Genomic DNA, 23432 nt, shown 5'->3' with positions numbered 1-23432 from the left:
CCCTTATTCCATCGTTATAATGACCCCATCTATGTTGTTCCCTGATATCTCATACTTGCGACCCGCTGGTAATTCAATGGCCGTGTCATCAGAAACGGGATGATAGGTCACCTCGTAATATTTCCCATCAACTTCGGTTAATAGGCTCTGATTGTCTCTCAGGAAATCTACATACTCTTCTAATGTAAAACCTCTCTCCTGCATAATGGCACTATGAGGCATACCTACATAGCGAAAATGCCACGGCTCATATTGAATCCCCGTGATCGCCGTCTTATCCTCTGGATAGCGTAGAATAAACCCGTGCTTCCAAGCATTTTCCTTCAACCATTTTCCTTCAGATGCTGTACTCATCTCAGCTTCGGTAGAACCTATGTCCAGTGATAATCCTAAATTATGTTCGCTATAACCAGCTGGTAGGGCGTAATCTGATCCCTTTTGTTGATATAACCCATCTTGCTCTTCAAAATCTCGATAACCACTGCTGATTAAGAAGTTATTTACCTTATCCCCCTTAGCATCTTCAATCATTTTTAGAAAAGTTTGCGCAACACTCTTTGACAACCGAATATTTGTATCCAGCAATCCATATCCCTGGACTAAGTCTTTTTGCTCAAATAGATTAACAATATCGGCCTTCACACTTTCTTCGCGCACAGGATACTCCTTGTTAACCAACAATAAATCTCCCTGATAAACCTGATCTTCCGTAATATCTATCGATACGGTATTCGCAGCGGAATTTTTATTGGTATTAGACTCGGTGTTTGATCCGGTGTTTGATCCGGTGTTTGATTCGCTATTTGTTGCAGTTTCCCCTCGAACTAATCGTTGTTCATTCATAAGCTTATTTTCTTGCTGAGAACTTGGCCCAAAGTACCGAAATCCAACTCCTAACAACAATATAATCATCACAAAAAAGCCCCACTTCTTCATTCACAACTTCCTCCTTGATCCTTCATATATCTAGGATAGAGAAAAGAGTTTAAAAAAAGATGGAACAATTCTAAAGTTTTCCTTAAATTTGGCTATAAAAGTGACTCAAAACAAAAATAAGTGGTTGATAGACCCTATAGTGGGAAGTAACGTTTCGTTTTTTGCCAACCACTGATTCTTAGATTGAGCCATATAAGTTGAACAAATAATTTTGCTTAATCAGGTCAATTCCTGGGGTAACTTCACTTCAAACTGTGTTCGGATCACATTGCTCTCGACAGAGATGGTTCCTTTATGTTGCTCTACTATATTCTTTGCTATAAATAAGCCGAGGCCTGTTCCGCCCTCCTGATGTGTTCGTGAACGGTTATTCGTATAATACATATCGAAAATATGAGGTAATTCTTCTGGAGCGATAAACCCTCCGTAATTGATCACCTGAATAACCACTTGTCCTTCTACAAGGTCACAATTGATATCTACAAACTGGCCCTCTTTGCCATAACGGATCGCATTGGATAATAGATTCTCGAACACTCGTGCTAGCAGTTCTCCATCCCCGTGAATGCATAAATTAGGCGTGATATTCAATCTGGTTTTTATGCCATTATTCTCAAACGCTGGATACAATTCTTCATTCATTTGGACGAGTAGCTCGCTTATATCTATACGTGACTTTTCAACGGGTAGCATGCCATAGCTCATCCTAGTGATTTCGAACAATTCATCGATCAGTTTCTCTAGGCGCTGGGACTTAGTATAAGCAATCGTTGCGTAATGTCTTACCTGTTCCTCCGTCAATTCATGATCCTTAAGAATCCAATCGAGATAACCCAATACAGAAGTAAGCGGCGTACGCAGATCATGTGCTAAATTAACTACCAATTGATCTTTGCTGTTCTCTGCAAACTCTCCTCTTTCCACAGCCTCTTGTAACTTTGCACTGGCCAGGTTAAGGTCATCCGCAATTTTTCTAAACTCATCATGGGAGGAGATATGAACACGGTTCTTAAAGTCACCATTAGCCAGATGATGAATTCCCCTAGAGATTTCATTGAAATAGGTCGCATACGGCTTGGTTAGCAAGAAGAAAAAGAGGATCGCGAGCGGGATAAATATAATTAAAAAGGCGTTTAAATCGCCAATATCCCTCATGAAATAGCGAATGGGCGTCAACGGATCCTCAAATCTAACCTGGGAACGATAATACGACTGAAGAACTCTATAGATCCCATAGGTAATTAGACCGGACATTAACATGCTTAAGCCTAATAACATAATCATCCTGGTTCGGAAGCTGCTTACGAGTTTATCCATTGAAGGTATACCCCACACCCCAAATGGTTTTGATGAACTTGTTCTTATTCTGATCTTCCCCAAGCTTTTTGCGTAGCGTCCGGATATGTACCATGACCGTATTGTTGCCACTTTCGTAATAGGCCTCGCCCCATACTTGCTGAAAAATACTTTCGATATTAAAAACCTGCTTCGGATGCTTAGCTAGAAAATATAAAATATCAAACTCCTTCGGCGTTAACTCAACCTTCTCCCCATAAAGGGTAACCTTATGCTGCTCGGGGTAAATGGCTAAGCCCCCCGCTTCCAATACAGTTATATTCGTAGTTGTAGGTGTAGGTTGACTAAATTCTATAGAACGACGAAGCTGGGAATTTACCCGAGCAACTAATTCCATGGGGTTGAAAGGTTTGGTCATGTAATCATCCGCCCCCATTACTAGACCGGTGATCTTGTCCAGGTCCGATGTTTTGGCACTCAAAAAGATGATCGGCATAAGATGCCGCTCGCGAATTTGACGGGTAACTTCATAACCATCAAGCCCTGGCATCATAATATCTAAAATCGCCAAATCTATGGATTTGGATTGAATAGCTTGTATCGCTTCTTTTCCATCAGCAGCTTTGATGATATGATAACCTTCTTTTTGCAAATGTAGCTCAACCAGATCTGCAATCTCCGCTTCATCATCCGCTATCAAAATTGTGATTTGCCTCATTCTTGTCCCACTCCTATATTAAGTGATCCGAGCTAAATCAAGTTGTGCTTGTATACTACATTATCAGTAAAGTCATCCCGGAGACAAGGACCGCCTTGTAACCATTAGTTTCACCATTCCTTGACAGTAAATAAGTTTAGCAACTATACTAATCCCATGAATAATATAAATAACACCCCATCGAACGACAACAATACGGGAAGTCGCAAACTAGGACGCATGATTATGCAGCTTCGCCGACTTGAACGCCAGCCCCATACTTTTGGGAGCGCCGGACCTTTAACTCCAAGCGAAATTCATACCATTGAAGCCATCGGTTCTGAAGGAACCGTGCTTATGAGTGAGCTCGCCGGACGTCTGGCCATTACAAAAGGTGCGGTGACACAGCTGATTACCCGTTTAGAAACTAAAGAGCTTGTCGAGCGGTCACCCCATCCAACGGATTCAAGAGTGACCCTGATTTCACTTACCGAGAAAGGGAAGGAGGCTAACGCAGCTCACGAGGAAGTTCATCTCCGATTCTACGATCAACTGCGTACGCAATTAAGTGAACAGGAGATAGAAATATTCGAGAAATGTATAGATAAATTGAACTCCTTTTTGCAAAAGTAATTTTTTTAGACATTTAGTTTAGTAACTATACTATATAGATAAAGGATATGAGTGAGATGAACATGAATGAACACATCGTTGTGATCGGCGGTTATGGTCATGTGGGGCAAAGGATCTGCAGGGAGCTAGGCGATCTATATCCCGGCAAAGTTTTTGCTGCAGGAAGAAATCTTGAACGTGCGGACAAATTCAGTCGTACTACTGGCGGAAAGGTCCAGCCATTACAACTCAACATCAGCGAGCATGTCGATCCTAATGTTCTGAATAACGTGAAACTGATCGTCATGTGTCTGGATCAAACAGATCCCCACTTCGTTCGTCTTTGTCTCGATAAGGGAATTCATTATGTGGACATTTCTGCGAACATTTCGTTTCTATCTCAGGTGGAACAATTACATTCGGAAGCTATGAACCATCATGCCACAGTAGCGCTGAGTGTAGGGCTTGCTCCGGGGATGACGAACCTAATGGCACTACACGCAAAGCGTCAGATGGAACAGACGGAGTCAGTCGATATATCCATCATGCTAGGGCTCGGAGATCAGCATGGCAAAGCTTCTATCGAATGGACGATCGATAACCTCGGCACGCAATATGATGTCGTTAAGGATGGAAATAGGATGGCAGTTTCAAGCTTTCGAGACGGTAAAACAACCGACTTTGGAACGGGCTTGGGTCGAAAAAAAGCATACCGCTTCAATTTTTCAGATCAGCATGTGCTTCCGCAAACGCTTGATGTGCCTTCAGTCTCTACACGCCTCTGCTTTGATTCAAATCTAACAACAAAATTACTTGCTTGGCTGAGAGCATCAGGCATGTTCCGCTTATTGAAGTACATGCCGATTCGAAATACCTTCGTTCAAGCGTTCGGCAAGATGTCATTCGGAACCGCCAAGTTTGCCGTAAAAATCGATGCATGGGGTAACAAGGGGCAAGAAAATATGAAGGTAGAATGCTTTTTACAAGGAGAAAACGAAGCTGATATTACCGCCAAAGTAGCTTCTGCCGTAGCGAATAAGGTCTATACTTCCTCTCTTCCCCACGGCGTATATCATATTGATCAATTGTTTGATTTAGAAACTCTGATATATCCCTTTCATCCGTCAGTCTCTATCGAAACCAGGATTAACGGGAGCAAAATATAGCCCTCTATAGCTTCCCTTATGGTTTTATTATACAATTCCTGTAGCAGTAGAAACTTAAAGCGTGGTGAATCCTTTGTTTAAGCTCTTGTTGATTGAAGATGATACAACCTTATTTCATGAGATCAAAGATAGATTATCGCAGTGGTCCTATGATGTGTATGGGATTACTGATTTCAGTAAAGTGATGGAGCAATTTTCAGATATCCGTCCTGATTTGGTCGTCATTGATATTCAATTACCTAAATTCGATGGCTTTCATTGGTGCAGGTTGATCAGGTCCCATTCCAACGTTCCGATTATCTTCTTATCCTCCCGTGATCACCCTACCGATATCGTAATGTCCATGCAGCTAGGAGCCGATGATTTCATTCAGAAGCCCTTTCACTTTGATGTACTCATTGCCAAAGTTCAGGCGACGCTCAGACGTGTCTACAATTACAATACGGACAAAGTGGAGCTCAAGACGTGGTGTGGGGCAACTGTAGATTATGAGAAAAATACGGTCACCAATCCAATTGGAACCATTGTACTTTCAAAGAATGAAGTCTTTGTGTTGAAGCTACTCATTGAGAAGAAGAACAGGATCGTAACTCGTGAGGAGTTAATTAATAGCTTATGGGATGATAAACGTTTTATCAGCGACAATACCCTGACAGTTAATGTGAATCGTTTACGAAAAAGATTGGACGAGCTTGGCTTAGGCATCTTTATTGAAACAAAGGTTGGGCAAGGTTATATGGCCACGGAAGAGGCAAATAGCTATGATTAGTAAATTTATCAGAGAACGATATAGCTGGATCATTCTATTTATACTTCTGCAGCTATTAAATATCTTTATTGTCTTTATTGACCCAGAAATCCCGCTAAAACCTCTTCTTTATCTTGTCTTTTTGTCGACGATCCTATTTATGGGCTTTGTCATCATTCGTTATCATAAAGAAACGAGATTCTACAAGGGTCTAGAAGAGCGAAATAACGATCTCGATCTATCGACTTTGCCCAGTGTGGGAAGTCCTTTTGAACAAATTGTTGAAGATAGTATACTCAGCCAAGCCGAATTTCTGAAACAAGTTGCCTCGCAAAGTCTAATGGCTCTTGAGGAAGAGAAGGATGACTTATTATCTTGGATTCATGAGGTTAAAACACCGTTAACAGCTATGCATTTGATGATCGAGCGTTTAGACAACGATACGATGAAAACTCAGCTAACCTATGAATGGTTGCGAATTCATCACTTGCTTGACCAACAGCTCCATCAACGACGCATTCCGTTTATTGAAAATGATCTATTTATGGAACGGATCGATTTAGAAGATATCATTTTTAATGAAATTAAAACCTTACAATCCTGGTGTATTCAAAAAGGAGTCGGCTTTGACATCCAATTAGATTCACCGGAAGTGCTTAGTGATCGGAAATGGCTGGCCTTTATCATAAGACAGCTCCTAACTAACGCCGTGAAATATAGTGAATCCTCCGATATTATAATTAATAGTTACCCGCAGGCTGATCAGGTCATCCTTGAAGTAAAAGATCACGGACGCGGCATCGACCCCAAGGATATATCACGTATATTCGATAAAGGTTTTACATCCACAACGATGCGACAAGACAATGCGGCAACGGGCATGGGTTTATATTTAGCTAAAAAAGCAGCACAGTCATTATTGATCCAAATAAGTGTAGAATCGGCACTTGGAGTAGGATCAACCTTTACATTAACCTTTCCAAAACGCAACGAGTTCCTTAACATCACAAGCATGTGACAACAATGTCACATGCTTGTGCTATTTGTTCGCTCAATCGCACGATAAGAACGACCAAGCCTTTTATACTTATATAAGTTGAATAAAAGAATAATGATATAGCGGAGAGAGCGAAATGATTCTGAAGAAGCGTAGCGTTCGCCTTTGTCCCCGAATTTCAACCTTAATAACAATTCAATCAAGAAATTTGGGGACAACAGCGATCGTAAGAACTTTTCGCTCTCGGAGCCTATAATCACAATGAGTAATTCAACTTATATAGTTTATTGAGAAATGGGAGTGTTACGAGATGGTTATTTTAGAAGCAAATAAAATCCATAAAAGCTATGGCAATAAATTTAATAAGCAAGAAGTATTAAGCGGCCTGGATATGGTCATCGAAGAAGGCGAATTCGTTAGTATTATGGGGGCATCCGGCTCCGGGAAAACGACATTACTCAATGTCCTCTCCTCGATTGATAAGATTAGTAACGGAACGATCACCATCCAAGGAACCGAAATATCTCAGATGAAAGAAAAAGAATTAGCTGAATTTCGCAAGAATCATTTAGGTTTTGTCTTTCAGGACTACAACTTATTAGATACGCTAACCGTGAAGGAGAACATCTTATTACCCTTATCCATTACAAAGATGCCGAAAAAAGAAGCCAATCAGAAGTTTGTAGAAGTGGCGACGGAACTGGGCATTTATGATGTAAAAGACAAGTACCCCAATCAAATTTCCGGGGGTCAAAAGCAACGTACCTCTGCGGCACGAGCTTTTATTCATGAACCAAGCATTATTTTTGCGGACGAGCCAACAGGTGCACTTGATTCTAAATCGGCCTCGGATCTATTGAACAAGCTAAGTGAATTAAATCTGAAGCGAAAAGCGACTATTGTTATGGTTACGCATGATCCCGTGGCTGCTAGTTATTGCAGTAGAGTCATCTTTATAAAGGATGGACGAATTTATACTCAATTAAATAAAGGCGAAGAAACAAGACAAACCTTCTTTAAAGACATCATGAAAACACAAGGGGTATTAGGCGGGGTGCAGAATGAGCATTAATCAACTCATCTTTCGCAATCTGAAGAAGAATCTAAAGAATTATTATCTTTACGTCTTTGCCTTAATCTTTAGCGCCGCACTATATTTCGCATTCGTCACGTTACAGTACGACCCAGCCATGGATCCAACAAAGGGGTCGATTAAAGGGGCAGCTGCAATAAAGGCAGCATCCATTTTGCTTGTGGCTATTGTTTCCATTTTTATTTTCTACGCCAATACGATCTTTATTAAACGCCGCAGCAAAGAAATTGGACTGTTTCAATTAATAGGGATGACCAAGAACAAGATATTCAATATCCTTATCGTCGAAAATTTCTTTCTGTATTTCGGATCATTGTTCCTGGGGATCTTTGCAGGGTTCTCCGTATCCAAATTAATCATCATGATCTTATTTAAAATCACGGGTGTTGAAGGGATCGCAACACTTCGATTGTCTACCAATGCGCTAATTCAAACATTGATTGTGTTCTGCGCTATCTATCTCTTTATTATGTCGATGAATTATGTGTTTATAAAAAGACAAAGTATTCTATCCTTATTTGCCGTGAAATCTAGTACGGAAGCCAAGATAAAAAAAGTTTCGATTCTTGAAATGATCATCGGGATAGCTGGCATCGGCTTCATTCTAATTGGCTATTACATTTCTTCTAAGTTATTTGGAGGAGACTTCGTAACCATGAATGAACTTTTGATAGCCATGGTGATCATTCTGGCTTCTGTTATTGTTGGGACCTATCTCTTCTATAAAGGATCTGTTAGTTTTATATTTCATATCATTCGGAAGAAGAAAAATGGTTACTTGAACATTAATGAGGTATTATCCCTCTCCACCATTATGTTTCGAATGAAATCAAATGCCGTATTACTAACCGTTATTACAACCGTATCTGCGTTGGCGATTGGCTTGTTATCCTTGAGCTATATCTCCTACTATTCTGCCGAGAAGAGTGCTGAGAACTATGTGCCAGCAGAATTTTCAATTACAAATATCGAAGATGCGAAACGATTTAAAGAAGCTTTACTCGCAAAGGACATTAAGTACTCCGAGGAAATCATTGATGTCATCCAGGTAGATGTGAATGTAGAGAACATACTGGATATGAGTATGGAAGGCATGCTCGTTGATCCGAATCTCATGACCCTGGCTGTAATTAGTGAAAAGTCGACCAAAGATACTCAATTGTCACCGGGTGAGACTCTTTTTACAGGTTATAGTGATGTGAACCAGAAATTTATGCCCCTCGATGACTCAGGTTCAATTGAATTGAAGAGTCAACATGAAGTCATTCCGCAACAACTTGTAGGTTTAAAGAAAGATACCATCGTGTCTGGATTTTTTAGCTATGGTGGTTTGCCCGTTGCCATAGTAGACGAAACCGTATTTCAACGCTTGAAAGATGATTTAGATCCCTCTATTCAGAAGAAAGCATCCGTGTATATCGGAATCGACATATTGGATCAGGATCAAATTAAAGCGGCCAATGATATTTTTAAAGAAATCGGCTTTACTAATATTAAGTCCTATGACTCTAGGCTTGAGACGAGCAACTATCAGAAACAAAACATGGGACTCATGATGTTTGTCGTTGGTTTCTTAGGACTCACATTTCTGATTACATCGGGATGTATTCTTTACTTCAAACAAATGGACGAAAGTGAAGATGAACGACCAAGTTATACGATTTTGCGAAAACTCGGCTTCACACAGGGCGATCTGATAAAGGGTATTCAAGTAAAACAAGTCTTCAATTTCGGGATTCCATTAGTCGTCGGGCTTTGCCATAGTTACTTTGCAGTCCAATCGGGCTGGTTCTTCTTTGGCTCAGAGCTGTGGACGCCGATGATTCTAGTTATGGTACTATATACCGGGCTATACTCCATTTTTGGGGTGCTATCTGTCTTGCATTACAAGAAGGTCATTAAGGAAGCTCTTTAATTATAAATCCTAAAGAAGACGGCCAGTATCACCTCTCAGGTGCTACCGCCGCCTTCTTTATTTTTATTAAGGATGAAGGTTCATCAGTCCACCCGATCCAACCTTTACTGTGCCACTGTTTTGAAATAGCGATGTATCTTGTTCAATTTCTCCTTATGTTTACCCTTTGGACTCTCCATGTTGCCAAACTCAAAGAATTTCACCTTCTTGATCCCTACATAGTTGAACAGCGCTTTGCGCATTAAGACTTTGTGGGAATTATTAAGCCATAGCAATGGATAATGAGTTGGACCCTTCATAACGGAAATGCAGACAACTGACTTTCCCTTAAGAAGTCCCTCAGGTAGCATTTTACCCGTTTCTTTATATGCAAAACCCGAGGCAAACATCTGATCGATATATCCCATCAGCATAGCCGGAGGACGCCCCCACCAAATCGGATATACAAAGATGATTTTATCAGCCCACATCAGCTGTTCCCTGTACCTAGCAAAGTCTGGGTCACGATGCATATCTCTTCTACGTTTCTGTTTATTAAACACCAGGGTCGGGTTAAAACCCTCCTCATATAAATCGAGTACCTTAACTTCTTCAATTGTAGTATTCTCCTGAGCGCCCTGGATGACTTCCTGCAAAAATGCATAACTTAAGCTCTGATGATTCGGATGTGTATATATAATGAGTGCTTTCATAGGATTACTCCTTTACTTATCATTTGATAACCAAAGGGTACCATATTCTGAATTTAGTTGTCAAATGATAATTGTATTTTGATAATCATTTTGCTATCGTTTCATATAGAGGTGATTTTTATGGACAAGAACTACATATTCCAGAAATTCGTGGCCTTCACAGCTGCTGTTCATCAAGTAACAAGTGAGATAACCAAAGATGTGAAATCCGAAGCGATTACACCTGTTCAATATAAGATTCTTGAATATATTGCAGTCAGCCAACCTGTAACCATAAGTGAAATCAGTGAATGTATGCTGATGTCCATGCCGAACACAAGCCGTGAGCTAAGAAAATTAAACGAAAAGCAATTATGCGAGAAGATTACCGATAATGAAGACCGTCGCAAACAATTTATCCGGCTCTCAGAAAAAGGGGAAGACATGATGAATGAGGTTTTTGCGCATGTTAAATCGAGGTTTGATGAACGAATCAAGGATATTTCTGAGAAAGAATTAAAGGAAATCGAACAAGCGCTCGATCTCCTTCATCGTAAAGTGTTCTATTAATCCTTCAGTTGATAGCTTACAAAGGCCAGATGGCTACTGTCAGGAGACCAAGAATTCACGTTAAGCGTTCCCTGACCACCGAAGAGCTTGACTAGCGTACGAAATTCACCGCCTGTACTGGACATTACGCGAATTTCAACATGCTTATTGGCAGGATGATCTCCTGGGTCAACATCGCCTTTTTGATAAGAAATATATGCCACCGTTTTACCATCGGGTGATACATGCGGGAACCAGTTATTGCTTTCATCAAAGGACATTTGCACCGGTTCGCTGCCGTCGGCATTCATGCGCCATACCTGCATTAGTCCTGTACGCACGGAATTAAACCAAATATGTCCTCCATCTGGGGAGTATTCAGGGCCATCATCCAATCCGAGAGTATCCGTCAGTTGGGATTCCACCCCACCCGTTGCTGGAATCGTATATATATCATACTGTCCGTTACGCTCAGCACAATAAGCCAGTGTACTGCCGTCAGGGGACCAGCCGTGGAGATAACTTGGTGCGATAGGGGTAATCAAACTCGGGTTGCCACCTTCCAAAGGGAGAACATAAATCCGAGACATACCGTCCTCTCGCGTATGATGGCTTACCGCAATATGAGCATTGTCGGGAGATAATACATGGTCGTTGTTGCAGTGATTAGCATAACCTGAGTCGATAACTAGACTTTCCTTAGTGGCAATATCAAAGGATACGATCCGGCCTAGACTGTTGTATATCAGCCTTTTGCCATCACTAGTCCAATTCGGAGCCTCAATTAGGGAATCGAATTGCGCCAAAATTGTACGTTCCCCCGTCCGTACATCCACGGTTTCCAGAAAGCTAATTACGTTGCGACTTTCAACATTAGGGTTCTCATTTAATGTGTGCACTGTATTCTCTCCTTTATTTGTTCATATCCGTGAAATGCGTGACGCGATTTCTTCCATTCTCTTTAGAGGCGTAAAGTGCTAGGTCGGCTTTTTTCAGTAGCGTAATATCTGAATCCATCTGGATAAACGTTGCTATACCGATGCTTACCGTTATCTGCCCAGTTTCCCAAGTAGAACTAGCTACAGTAAGTCGCAACTCCTCTGCTCTTATCTTGGACTCAGCGGCATCCATGTTAGGCAAGATGAGGACAAACTCTTCCCCGCCATATCTAGCCACAATATCTCCTTTACGGACATGAGACTGTAAGACCTCCGCTAATTTTGCTAACACAGAGTCGCCCATCGGGTGTCCCCATGTGTCGTTTACTTTTTTGAAATGATCTATGTCTACGATATACAGCGAAAAAGGTTGCCCAGTCTGGCTGTAGAGAATCATTTGATCCTCTAACTTTTCCTCAAAAAACCGTCTATTCTTCAGACCCGTAAGCTTATCTGTAACAGACAGTTTAACTAAGTTAGCGTTTAACTCCATCAGTTCTTGCTGCTTCTGTTCAATCTCCATATGGAGTTGTTCTAGCTTCACTAGCGCTTGATCTTTCTCCCAATACGCCTCTTCTATTTGCCTTTTGGCTGTCCGAATTTCAACCTCATAATCAATGCGCTTACCCATCTGCATCAATATACAATCTATAATCTCAACGCCTTCCTTCTCAAACCTTCTACCATTAAGCAGAAAGGGAATGGCGAGACCTTTATGATCTTTTAAACTTAAAAACATTTCTTCTACATGTCCATTGAGATTTATAAAAGGGTAAAAATATGTATGGAAAATAAGCTTATTTGCCGTAGACATGATAGATTCAAAATGATTGTCCACCAAGTTTGCTCGGCTATATCCCATGATAGCAAGGAATGTTTGATTCACATCGATAACAATTCCTTCATGAGTTATGGAAACATACCCACATGGTGCATATTGTAATCGCTCATCCATTCGCTCATTTCCTTTCAATACAGTTTAATCGTATCAACTTGATTGAAGATATTCATTAATGAAAGTGATCGTTTCCTCTGGATGGCTGATATGTGGGTAATGGCCCTTTGCCTCCATTAGGCGAAACGTACTCCCCTTTAAGTGCTGATGTAAATACTCTCCTACTTGTATAGGTACAATGCTGTCATCCGAGCACTGCATAATGAGTGTGGGAACTGTAGCTTTCGATAAATCACTCCGATGATCCGATAAAAATGTAGCTGCTGCAAATTGTCTAGCAATCACAGGGTCTAATGAACTAAAGCTTTGTTCTAACTCTTGCGATAACATCGGGTCAGGATTATTCATCGCAAGTGGCGCCATAAAACTAGCCCATCCCACAAAATTCATCTCCATCATATCTAGGAGTTCAGTAATATCACTTTTATCGAAACCACCGAAATAATCTTCACCCTCATTTAAATAACGTGGAGAAGGTCCGATCATTATCAATCTATCAAAATAGTCGGGTCGCTCGATAGATGCAAGCATCCCTATCATAGAACTAACCGAATGGCCTATGAATATAACATCTTTAAGATCCAACGATTTGATGATGTCCAATACATCTTGTACATAACCATGTAATGAACTATATTTCTCCGCATTATATGCCGATATATCTGAGTGGCCTGAACCAACATAATCAAATAGAATGATCCGATACTTTGTCTTAAATGAGGGTACGATATATTGCCACATGTTTTGGTCGCATCCAAATCCATGTCCAAAGATAATGGTTTGTTTCCCTTCTCCAATCACTTTTACATTATTGCGTACAAGAACATTATCCATCCCATAATTCTCCTCTTCGATAGCATCCTCTTCATTCTGAAGGGACACCCTACAAATATCAAGCTAACATTATGAGAATACATGAACGTTTAGTTAATCCTAATTTAAGAGTAGCTCTTAAAAATCCATTAGCTCAACCTAAATATTCGGGATAACAAATTATGTATTTTTAACATAATATAGTCATATATGACTATAGATAATAGATTCATAGTCTACTATACTGATAGTGAATTTAAATCTATAGTATAGGAGGATAACTATGAAACGTAAATTGACAAGCATCAAGCTCATGCGCGTATGCATCACTTTACTGTCCGCATTGTTAGTACTCACACCTATGGAAGCGTTTACAAAATCGATCTCCGCAAATGAATTACAAGAGCAAGCTTCATTAACCGCATCACCTTGGGTATCCACTCAAGTGTACTTGGGCGGCAATGAGGTCAGCTATAACAACAGTGTGTACCGGGCCAAATGGTGGACGCAAGGCGATGTACCAGGTTCGGGTGATCCATCAAGCTCACCGTGGCTGTTACTTGGTCCTGATACGGGGGGCGTAGAAGATCTTATTCCTCCTACAGCTCCGACGAATCTTGTTTCGACTGGGCAAACAGCTAACACCATCACATTGATCTGGGATGCCGCAACAGACAACATTGCTGTGACGGGTTATGACATTTACCGGAACGAGACAAAGGTTGGTTCCTCGGCCAACGCATCCACACTGACTTACACCGATACGGGCTTACAACAAGATACCCCATATTCATATTTCGTAAAAGCAAGGGATGGCAAGAATAACACGACGGCAAGTTCGAGCATCAGCGTAAGAACCACGCTAGGCGAATTAAACGCTGGCCAAAGTTGTGTACTAACCGATCCACAAGTTACATCGCTATGGGGCGGTATAGACCCGCAATTTTCGCCAGCCAATGCGGTTGCAGCCGTGCAGAGCGCACTACCGAAAAGTGAATACGAAGCGCTGTTCCCGATGCGTATCGGTTCTACAGAGTGGCACACATTTGCTGCGGACAAGCCATATTATAAACAGGGACAAGCAGACTATTATTCGTATAGTAACCTGATCGCAGCTGTAACCGATGTGGCAAATATTAAGTACAAGCTGGAATACAGAGAGGGTGCTACATGGAACAATCGTGTATTCCGATTGGACAAGACAACGAAGACAGAAACACTCATCTATCAAAACGCCGACTTTAACGCTTCATGGAACTTAACGGTTCCGATCATTTCCAAGACAGTTGATTTTGGTTCATTTATTAAGGAAGGTTCTGCTGAGAATCGTAAGCGTGAGCTGGCGGCCTTCCTCGCCAATATTGCGCATGAAACGGGCGGTGGTTGGGCGACAGCGCCTGGTGGCGAGCTTCGTTGGGGTCTATTTTGGAATGAAGAAGTGGGTTATATCAATTCTACCAACATCGGTTACGTTCAATCTCATGCTGACTTCCCTCCAGTTTCAGGTAAATCGTATCATGGACGTGGTCCGATTCAATTGAGTTGGAATTACAATTATGGACTAATTAGTGGAATTATCTATGGGACGAAAGATACCTTACTTCAACAACCGGAGCTTATTACAAACGACGGTAAATTGGGCTTTATGACGGCTATGTTATTCTGGATGACGCCACAACCACCAAAGCCATCAGCTCATGATGTGATCGTTGGAAATTGGACACCCTCAGCTACTGACATCTCTAAAGGGCTAACGCCTGCGGGATTTGGAATCACCATCATGATCATCAACGGTAGCTTTGAAGGCAACAAAGATGAAACCGACTATCGAGTCGGCCGCCGCGTCGGTCATTATCGCGACATTACGACGAAAATGGGCGTCGATATTACGGGCGAGAAACTGAATACACTCGGCATGAGTCCATTCTAGAAAGGGCTGCACCCGCAAAACAGGCTGACCTATAAGCGTTCCTCCTAAAGCGCATCGAGATTCGACGCTTCATGGAGACGCATTATGGTCAGCCTGTTTGTATATATCCATGTGACTCGACGCCACCCTTACTTTTACCGTTTATCCTATTGTCCCCCTGTATTACTTTACTTTCGGATTATAGGCTATCCCATCAATTTGAACCTTTAATCCACTTGGACCACCATGATGCGCAAACTCTGTAGAGATAGTCTTTCTAGCTGGATAGTTGCCTTTAAACCTCCGCTTGAAAACCTCCTCCATAACAGGTATACCCCAGACATCTCTTAGCAGAACATCTACCTTCACTACTGCATCCAAGGTTAAATTCGCCTGCTGTAATCTGTCACTCATGTTATCGAGTGCTCCCTCAATCTGCATTTCAATGGACTGCCCAACATTACCAACGCAAAAGCTCAGAAAGATGAAATCACCTGCTTCAACATATCCGGAGTAGGCATATTCTTCATTTATATCTTTTCTAATAATTTCACCCAAACCTATCATCTCCTTATGAATCAATAGACTCATTATAATAGACGATGTCAGACAACAGTATGTCGTATTTCAACTGAACTTTTTGTAAAATTTACTTCGTTGTAAGTTAGCCAGTAATAACTCTCTCTTTTGGATAATTGAATTTTGCCTTCTTTTGTCTACCACCTATGATAAATAAGAACGAAGTTAAACCAATTCTTCCAATGAACATCAATATCATGAGCAGGCATCTCGCAAAAGGACTAAGCTCTGGCGTAATCCCCGTCGACAAACCTACGGTACCAAAGGCGGAGCACACCTCCAACAGAATAGCAATGAGTTGCTGTTCGCTATCGGAGATACTTATAGCTATCACTGACATACCACACATGATAATAGCTAATAACGTTATGGCCAGAGATTTCATCACATCATCAGGATGAAGCTCTCGATTAAAGACCTTGATATCACGGTTCCCTCTAGCAAAGTGATAAATAAATAATATATTTAGCGCAAATGTCGTCGTCCTAATCCCACCGCCCACAGAGTTAGGGGACCCACCGATAAACATAAGAAAGCTCATAAACAAGTGGGTTGGCATTGAAAAATCATTTATGTCCATGGTAGTAAGCCCGGCACTTCTTGTCGTTGCTGCTTGAAAGAAAGCATAGAAGAAGCTCTCATGCCACGTCATACCCTTGAAATAATGTTGATATTCAAACAATAAAATAAAAATCGTCCCCATAAGAAGAAGAATCGCATACGTAAATGTCGTTAACTTCGTAAATAAGGAAAAGCGGAAAGGGGAATCTGATTTGTTTCTTCTTCTATAAAAATAGTTCTTTACTTCAACTAATACAGGGAACCCGATGGTCCCAAAAATGATCAGTGTAATCGTCACTAGTTGGACAAAATAGTCACCTGCAAATGGAATAAGTGAATTTCCTGTTATATCCATACCTGCATTTGTGGTCGCGCTGACCGACGCAAATAAACCTTGAAGGAATGCTTCCTCCCAAGTTGAGAAAAATCGTAAATAATAGAATCCGAGAATGAGTCCCCCGATAAGCTCGGCAAAGACAATAATTTTCAGAATTTCTTTCACTAATTGTACGAGGCCAGATAATTCAAACTGATTATTATCCACCATGATCAGTTGGCGTTCTTTAAGTCCAATTTTTCTACCTAGAAGCATCCAGAAAAATGTACTCATCGCCATAATGCCAATACCACCAAATTGCAAGACGAGGATAATGACAAAATAGCCAAATACGCTATAGGTTTCTGAAACGTTAAATACACCTAGACCTGTATCACTTACTACACTCACCGCGGTAAACACGGTATCAAAAAATGACACATCAACACCCGGCTTATGGACGGCCGGGATACTAAATAAGAGAATGGATACAATTACGGCTAGTAAATAATATCCGCTTATAACCTGAGCAGGCGACCGTTGCTCCAGCCAACCCCTCGCTTTACGTAACATGGATTACTAACTCCTTTTATTTACAAGTAATTTCTTATCCTATCAACTAGAGTTAGAAAAAGCAAATGAAAAAAATAGGGACAAGGAAACTGTTCTTCTGTCCCTATTTTTCTCGTTTTGTGCCATAAAGTTTACTTGTTATCAATCAGATACATTAATTGTACAAGGCTACCTTCTACTTGATAAGAGATGAACATCATGTAATACCCCTTATCTTCATTGGAAAGGTCTATGGTGAACTTATCGGGGTTTTGATCCCATTCACTCATATCCAAAACAATCTCATTAAACGTTTGATTGTGCCTAACCCCTGCTAAATAAGGGGTAACTTTATTACCGTCTCTTCCTGTAACTAAGTTTTCCACTTCAATAATCGGTCCTTCTAACGTTCCTCCTACCTCAACGATTTGCGGCTCAATCAATAGGTTTTCGAGTTTCGTTAATCCATTTAAAGGAGAGAAGTCCGTAATTTCATTGCCTGTGACATCTAACGTCACCAAGTTCTTGGCATACTGCAAACCTTCCAGCGATCTTGCTCTTCTGGTCTCACTCGTTAATGTAGTCAATCCCAGCATATCGCCCAGTGTGATATCACCCGTAATACCTAAAGTTGTCTTGATAGAATTACTTAGATAGTTATCTTGCACGGTAATCACCTGAGTTAAGTCAATTGAGGTTAAACCTGCTGTTGCTGCTTGTAATGCTACCACTGCTGCATCAACTTCTTGTTGCGTAACTTCTCTACTCGCAACAACTTCTTCCGCTCTAGACAAGCTAGCAGTGAATTCTGCAATGCTCTCCGCAGTAAAACCTTCTAAATCCAAGACTTTAGCATCTACGATCGCTTGTTCCAGAACTCCAGTGAATAGTCTATCCGCATTGGCAAAATGCAACTTCGGATCTCCCCATGTAGCATGGTCAGATCCGTTACCATTTCCCCCGTCCGTCACGACTAACTTAAGCTCCACCGCACCGTTAATGTCCACTTCGATGAATTTTTGTGGGTCTCTTGCATTCATGAGTCCACTATCAAATTTCTTCTCTCCATCGACATAAACCTCAAAGCTTACAGAACCAACGGAACTGTACATTTGTCGATCAACACCAACGAATGAAGTGAAGTAATCGTAGTTCTTGTCGCTTAAATCATACACAATCGTAGAATTTGAATGTGCTCCGATTCCTCTTTCATAAGCAACTTCACGATTGCTCTCATCTGTTAATCGTAGAGTATTACTACTGATAGAGATATCTTTTCTAGGAGCCGTGTAACTATTTTGCGTAGCATTCCAATCATAATCCGTCAGATAGTTGTGATCGTCCATATTCACAACGGCGATCGTACGAATCTTCGTGATTGTATTGCCGTCGCTATCCGTAACGTTGTAAGAGATCATGTACTCGCCAGCTCGATTAAAGTTAACTTGATCTTCACCTGTAACTACCACACTAGAAGTTAAGTCTCCATCTTCGGCATCAATGGCTTCGTAATACTCATCGATATGGATGGCTTGTCCTACTTTAGTCGATATGGATTTAGGTATCGTAAGTGCTGGTACACTGTTTAATACAAGGAACTTCGCATCTGCAAAATCCGCATGATCGGAAGCATTTCCGTTCCCTGCATTGTCTACGACTAGTTTCAATTGCTGCACACCCGTAACTGGGATTCGAACAAATTTAGCTTCCGTAGCATATTTCATCAATCCACTGTTATACACTTCTTGACCATCTGCTAGGATACTGAACTTCACGCTCGAGTTATTTTGCTCTGGGATATTGCGATCGACACCAATAACCGTTTCAAAATAAGCGTAGTTCGTATTGGCAAGGTTATATACGATTTCAGAGTTGGCATGCGTTCCAATCCCTTTTTCAAACTCTTGGATTACACCATCAACAAGTAACTTAATCGTACTGTTTGTACTCGCTTTATCTTTTCTAACCACATTGTAATCTGTTCTAGCTGATTCCCAGTTCAAGTCACTAAGATATGAACTAGCACTGTACACAACGATTTGCCTTGACTTCGAAACCGTATTGCCGTCACTGTCAGTCACTTTGAATTCGACCTGATACGTTCCCGATTTACCCGAATTGAAACCGTTCAAGTTAACTTCAACTTGTCCAATCAGATTTCCATCTTCGGCATCCGATGCTTCTACGCCTTTGAGAACATCAAAATCGCTATTCAACTTCACAAACTCCATGGCATCAGGAACCGTTAATGTAGGCAAACTAGCATTATTCGTAAACTTTGCATCTGCCCATACGGTGTGGTCCCATGAATTCCCATTATGGTTCGCATCTGTTGTCACAAGTTTGATCTCACTTGCACCTGTAACAGGGATCTGTACAAATTCATGTTCTGTGCTCGATTTGAATACATCACTGCTAAATTTCTGTTCTCCATCGACATAGATTTCAAACGTTGCAGAGGAAGCCGCATTGCCTTTCACCGCTTGATCGATACCGATATAGCTTTCGAAGAAGTCATAACCCTTGCCCTCGATGTTATATACTACTTCAGAATTGGCATGAGCCCCCAAACCCTTAGCGTAAGTTGCAGCTAGGCCTTGTCTTACTAGTGTGATCGCGCTACCTGATGGTGCTTTGTCTTTCTTAAATGTGCACGAGCCAACAATAGCGGATACCGCATCCAGATCCGAAGCATACACATAATCACTGGTTACGGTTACGTGTGTCGTCTTGGTTTCGGTAGTCCCTTCGCTCTTGATCTCATAGACAACCTCATAATTTCCTTTTGTCGTGATATCCACGTTATTCGATTTGACGATAACAGCACTAGTAATATCTTGCCCTTGATAGTTCGTCGCCTTAACATAGCTGGTTGGATCAAATGCTTGATTCAGCTTGAGCGTGACATGCTCTTCAACCGATAACGCTGGCTTGAACGCCTTAACCTCTACAGGGTTCAATGTATTTAATTTTTTATCATAGCCAACGATCTTATAGGTATAGTTCTGAGTACCATCCACATTGGCGTCTACAAATTGGTCGGTACCTGTAAATCCAACTAAGACATTGTTTCGGTAAATCTCATACCCGAGGAAATCTTGTTTATAGGCTTTATCCATATTGAAGCTTAACGTATTCGTTTTCGTTGCTGCATTAGCACTTATATTTACATTGATGGAGACATTTTTGTCCGTTATGCCTGTTCCTTCATAATAGACAACCGAATTATTTATATACCATAACTTGCCCGAAGCTGGATATTTACTTACCTTCACCTTCGTCGCTGGATCTACAGTAAAGCCGTGTCTAGCAAAAAAGCTGCTCAAATCCTGGCCTAACACTTCTGAAGAGAATTCTACTAAATACTGCTGTCTCGAGCTCTCACCATTAGGAAGGGATACTTTACGATCTCGATATAGACTATTTAACTTCGCCCAATATCCTGGATGCGCTAGTTCCAATTGCCAGAACGCTCCGAGTCTCGCAAAAAGACCCTGCTGTTCCATGGCTACTTTATTTTCTTCAATAACATATTTATAAATATCCGATTCAAATGGGATACGTGTATCTATAGCATTACGCTCTACAGACATCATCATAGGTAACATGTTATTGCTGACCTCACCATACTCCCGCTCACTCACAGCCATACGGTGCCCGATCTCATGCGACAAGCCCCAACCTGGATTCGTCGTGCTGAGATCCTGTAGCATCAAGGGTATGGTTCCACTTTGAATGCCGGTATGGTCACCTGCTGCATACATCGCACCATACGGCTGCATTAATCTAATATTCTCCCGAATAAGCTTGGCATCATGGTTCTCACTACGACCATCAAGGCCAAAGTAATCAAATAATCTATTGATCCATACATCATAACCCGTTAAAGTAGCCATGGGATTTAGATCTTTCGTTATAAACTCATTGTGGGCCAAGGTAGCCGTACCCGTGAAAATAATACGCTCACTCACCATTTCGACGACATCAATCATTTCACGGTCACTAACGTTCGGATGTGCTGCTTTGTCTGCGTCTAATCTTTGTTTATACGCGGTTAAGAAAGTTTTAAATTCGGCTGGATCGGTATCCTTTGTCATCATCGGGAATCGTTCTACACCTTCAAATCGAAGGAGAGGCGCTTTGCCTTGCTCTTCCGGCGTATAAGGATTAACGATATAAACAGGTCCACCTTTCGTTACATCATGGGCATATGCATTGTTGGTAGTAGATTCAGGCACCACGATCGTATTTTTCCCAGCACGCAATTGTACACCCCTTGCCCAGCTATTCCAAGAACCTTCTTGCTGCGAAAAGATTAACGAAGGTACTTTAGCGGTAGAATCGACATCCACATAGACGTTGATCGTATCGCCGGGCATTGCCACAAGTCCAGTAGGCTGGTTATTTGTGCCCATATTAAATCTAAGATTTTGCTGCGCATGCTTCTTCATATCGCCATGTTGTTCAGCTGTAATGATCATACCTTCGGTTTGTACCTCACCATTTACGATCTTCATCGCCAAATCCAGTTGATCTTTGAGCTGAGGATATAATGGGTGTGCTAAGGCTACTTTCTCTAGCTCATTGATTTTTGCAACACTATTGTATTCGGGAACTACCGAACTCATCGTTCCATCAGTAAATAGGTCACTTACCGTATCACTCACTTGATCTTGCTTGTAAAATCTAAATTCAGCCACAAACGGTCTGTTAATATTAGCTTTTGTGAACTTAAACTTAATTCGCTTAAACTTCGTTGGCTCAAACTTAAATTGCAGAAAATCATTTGTACTAACTGCAGTTCCGCTAGAAACAAGTTGGAACGTATCTCCTTTACTCGTCTCGGATGCATAGATCTCGAATGCCTCCGGGAATCCCTTCCGATTATCTCTAGCTAGAAAGGCTACTCTGTCCAGCACTTCAGCATTCGTTAATTCAAATACAACTTCATTCGTGAAGGTATCATCATTGTTTTTATTCGTTTCCCAATGTGTATTTGGCTGATCATCCAGCATGTATTCTGGTTTCGTTCCCGGGTAGCTTCCGCCATTAGTCGTTACTTTGGACACGTTCGAATTCGGCATACGATAGGCTTCGCTATAAGCTGCTTCATATTCCGTGCCATAACCTTTAAGGGTGGAAACCTTTGCTGTAGTTGATCCTATTGAATTGCCTGAGAGAAGTATTCTTGCATTCTCGATCTCCGCTTGAAATTGAGCGTATAGCGGATGTGACTTCACTTCATTCTCCAAAGCTATTAATTTGTCTAATGTATTAAACTCTTCGCTAACTTGACTGTATGTATCATCCGTAAATAAGTTCTTCATCTGATCTGATACGGCATCTTCTTTATAGAAAGAAAACTCAGCCCCACTTGCCCATTCTTGATTCGCCTTTTTGTATACAAATTTGATTCTCTTAAATGTTGCCGGCGCAAATTTAATTTCAACTACGTCGCCTGTTGAACCTTTATATTCACCCGTCGATACCAATGTGTAATCATCGCCTGAGTCCGTCATAGAGCTATAAATTTCAAACTCCTCAGCAAACCCTTTGCCCTTTGCACTAGATTGTCTAGCAGCATACACGATTCTATTTAATGTAGTTGATTCATCTAAAAGAAATACGACCTCATTCGTAAACGTTGAAGTATTCGGTTTACCTGTCTCCCAGTGCGTATTCATATCTCCATCGATCGCCTTGTTTATAGGAGAACCTGAATAGTTACCACCATTATTCGTGATCGATTTAATATTTGCATTATCCATTTTAAAAGCTGTGTTGTAAGTATTTAAGATTTCCTTCCCGTACAAATCGAACGGCTTAACCGATGCTAAGCTAGATTGACTAACCCTACTCTCTAACACATTCTTCGTTACATTAGCGTTATGTATTTCACTTGCTAAAGCATACCCAACTTCACTCGACATACTAACTAACAGCGCTGCAGATGTGACGATTGCAATCATTTTCTTCATACGTTCTTCCTCCTGATGAACGATAGTTATGACGAATGACCTAAAAAGGCGCAAAAAAAACTACCCTAAGAGTAGCCCGATTGCACACAAAGTCTATTAAAAATGAAAACTCCACTTTTAATAAACTTTAAATAACAAAAAGAATATTACA

Annotated in this window: 18 protein-coding genes; 8 read left to right on the top strand and 10 right to left on the bottom strand. The window is 41.1% G+C overall.

Features of this window, described 5'->3' with window-relative positions; translation table 11 throughout:
- Window positions 1-3: 3 nt before the first annotated feature.
- The 3 genes from EJP82_RS08495 to EJP82_RS08485 all read right to left on the bottom strand — a co-directional run bounded on the left by EJP82_RS08495 (window position 4) and on the right by EJP82_RS08485 (window position 2950).
- Window positions 4-936 (bottom strand): M15 family metallopeptidase, encoded by a 933-nt coding sequence (locus tag EJP82_RS08495; RefSeq protein WP_127191605.1) that lies wholly within the window; start codon window positions 934-936, stop codon window positions 4-6.
- A gap of 219 nt (window positions 937-1155) precedes the next feature.
- The gene (locus EJP82_RS08490) at window positions 1156-2253 is read right to left on the bottom strand and encodes a HAMP domain-containing sensor histidine kinase (protein ID WP_127191604.1); all 1098 of its coding nucleotides are present in this window, start codon (window positions 2251-2253) and stop codon (window positions 1156-1158) included.
- Complete coding sequence (locus EJP82_RS08485) at window positions 2246-2950, bottom strand: response regulator transcription factor (RefSeq protein WP_127191603.1); 705 nt, start codon at window positions 2948-2950, stop codon at window positions 2246-2248. Before EJP82_RS08485 ends, EJP82_RS08490 begins: the two co-directional genes overlap by 8 nt.
- A 219-nt stretch (window positions 2951-3169) precedes the next feature.
- Between EJP82_RS08485 and EJP82_RS08480 the strand changes: the two genes are divergently transcribed.
- The 6 genes from EJP82_RS08480 (at window position 3170) to EJP82_RS08455 (ending at window position 9460) form a co-directional block, all read left to right on the top strand.
- Window positions 3170-3562 carry a MarR family winged helix-turn-helix transcriptional regulator gene (locus tag EJP82_RS08480; protein ID WP_127191700.1) on the top strand — a complete coding sequence of 131 codons (393 nt, stop codon included), beginning with the start codon at window positions 3170-3172 and terminating at the stop codon, window positions 3560-3562.
- Window positions 3563-3624: 62 nt separating this feature from the next.
- Complete coding sequence (locus tag EJP82_RS08475; RefSeq protein ID WP_127191699.1) at window positions 3625-4707, top strand: saccharopine dehydrogenase family protein; 1083 nt, start codon at window positions 3625-3627, stop codon at window positions 4705-4707.
- A 73-nt stretch (window positions 4708-4780) separates the two neighbouring features.
- Window positions 4781-5476 (top strand): response regulator transcription factor, encoded by a 696-nt coding sequence (locus EJP82_RS08470; RefSeq protein ID WP_127191602.1) that lies wholly within the window; start codon window positions 4781-4783, stop codon window positions 5474-5476.
- A complete protein-coding gene (locus EJP82_RS08465) occupies window positions 5469-6473 on the top strand; it encodes a sensor histidine kinase (protein WP_127191601.1) in 1005 nt (334 codons plus the stop codon). The genes EJP82_RS08470 and EJP82_RS08465 overlap by 8 nt, the downstream gene beginning before the upstream one ends.
- 289 nt (window positions 6474-6762) lie before the next feature.
- A complete protein-coding gene (locus EJP82_RS08460; protein ID WP_127191600.1) occupies window positions 6763-7524 on the top strand; it encodes an ABC transporter ATP-binding protein in 762 nt (253 codons plus the stop codon).
- Window positions 7514-9460: an FtsX-like permease family protein gene (locus EJP82_RS08455; protein ID WP_127191599.1), complete on the top strand. Its 1947-nt coding sequence runs from the start codon at window positions 7514-7516 to the stop codon at window positions 9458-9460. Before EJP82_RS08460 ends, EJP82_RS08455 begins: the two co-directional genes overlap by 11 nt.
- Window positions 9461-9564: 104 nt before the next feature.
- On the opposite strand, the gene EJP82_RS08450 is transcribed toward EJP82_RS08455, so the two are convergent.
- Window positions 9565-10152 carry an NAD(P)H-dependent oxidoreductase gene (locus tag EJP82_RS08450; RefSeq protein WP_127191598.1) on the bottom strand — a complete coding sequence of 196 codons (588 nt, stop codon included), beginning with the start codon at window positions 10150-10152 and terminating at the stop codon, window positions 9565-9567.
- A gap of 120 nt (window positions 10153-10272) precedes the next feature.
- Here EJP82_RS08450 and EJP82_RS08445 point away from each other — a divergent pair, with 120 nt between their 5' ends.
- On the top strand, window positions 10273-10701 hold the full coding sequence (locus EJP82_RS08445; protein WP_127191597.1) for a MarR family winged helix-turn-helix transcriptional regulator: 429 nt from the start codon (window positions 10273-10275) through the stop codon (window positions 10699-10701).
- Here EJP82_RS08445 and EJP82_RS08440 read toward each other — a convergent pair.
- The 3 genes from EJP82_RS08440 to EJP82_RS08430 are packed head-to-tail and all read right to left on the bottom strand — an operon-like array spanning window position 10698 to window position 13407.
- Window positions 10698-11579, bottom strand: a complete 882-nt coding sequence (locus tag EJP82_RS08440) for a TolB family protein (RefSeq protein ID WP_127191596.1) — start codon at window positions 11577-11579, stop codon at window positions 10698-10700. The genes EJP82_RS08445 and EJP82_RS08440 overlap by 4 nt on opposite strands.
- Window positions 11580-11592: 13 nt before the next feature.
- On the bottom strand, window positions 11593-12573 hold the full coding sequence (locus tag EJP82_RS08435; RefSeq protein WP_127191595.1) for a sensor domain-containing diguanylate cyclase: 981 nt from the start codon (window positions 12571-12573) through the stop codon (window positions 11593-11595).
- A 33-nt stretch (window positions 12574-12606) separates the two neighbouring features.
- Window positions 12607-13407 carry an alpha/beta fold hydrolase gene (locus EJP82_RS08430; RefSeq protein ID WP_127191594.1) on the bottom strand — a complete coding sequence of 267 codons (801 nt, stop codon included), beginning with the start codon at window positions 13405-13407 and terminating at the stop codon, window positions 12607-12609.
- A 262-nt stretch (window positions 13408-13669) separates the two neighbouring features.
- Here EJP82_RS08430 and EJP82_RS08425 point away from each other — a divergent pair, with 262 nt between their 5' ends.
- Entirely contained in the window at window positions 13670-15316 is a 1647-nt protein-coding gene (locus EJP82_RS08425; RefSeq protein WP_127191593.1) for a glycoside hydrolase family 19 protein, read from the top strand.
- 162 nt (window positions 15317-15478) lie between these two features.
- Here the strand turns inward: EJP82_RS08425 and EJP82_RS08420 are convergent, their stop codons facing one another.
- From EJP82_RS08420 to EJP82_RS08410, 3 genes are all read right to left on the bottom strand, one after another.
- The gene (locus tag EJP82_RS08420; protein WP_127191592.1) at window positions 15479-15853 is read right to left on the bottom strand and encodes a RidA family protein; all 375 of its coding nucleotides are present in this window, start codon (window positions 15851-15853) and stop codon (window positions 15479-15481) included.
- A gap of 106 nt (window positions 15854-15959) precedes the next feature.
- On the bottom strand, window positions 15960-17324 hold the full coding sequence (locus EJP82_RS08415; protein ID WP_127191591.1) for a TrkH family potassium uptake protein: 1365 nt from the start codon (window positions 17322-17324) through the stop codon (window positions 15960-15962).
- 131 nt (window positions 17325-17455) lie between these two features.
- On the bottom strand, window positions 17456-23281 hold the full coding sequence (locus EJP82_RS08410) for an NPCBM/NEW2 domain-containing protein (RefSeq protein WP_127191590.1): 5826 nt from the start codon (window positions 23279-23281) through the stop codon (window positions 17456-17458).
- Between the last annotated feature and the right edge of the window lie 151 nt (window positions 23282-23432).

It is taken from the genome of Paenibacillus anaericanus (genome assembly GCF_003994475.1).
Lineage (GTDB): Bacteria > Bacillota > Bacilli > Paenibacillales > Paenibacillaceae > Fontibacillus > Fontibacillus anaericanus.
Note: the sequence above shows the minus strand (reverse complement) of the source record. Positions and strands in the feature narration are given on the sequence as shown.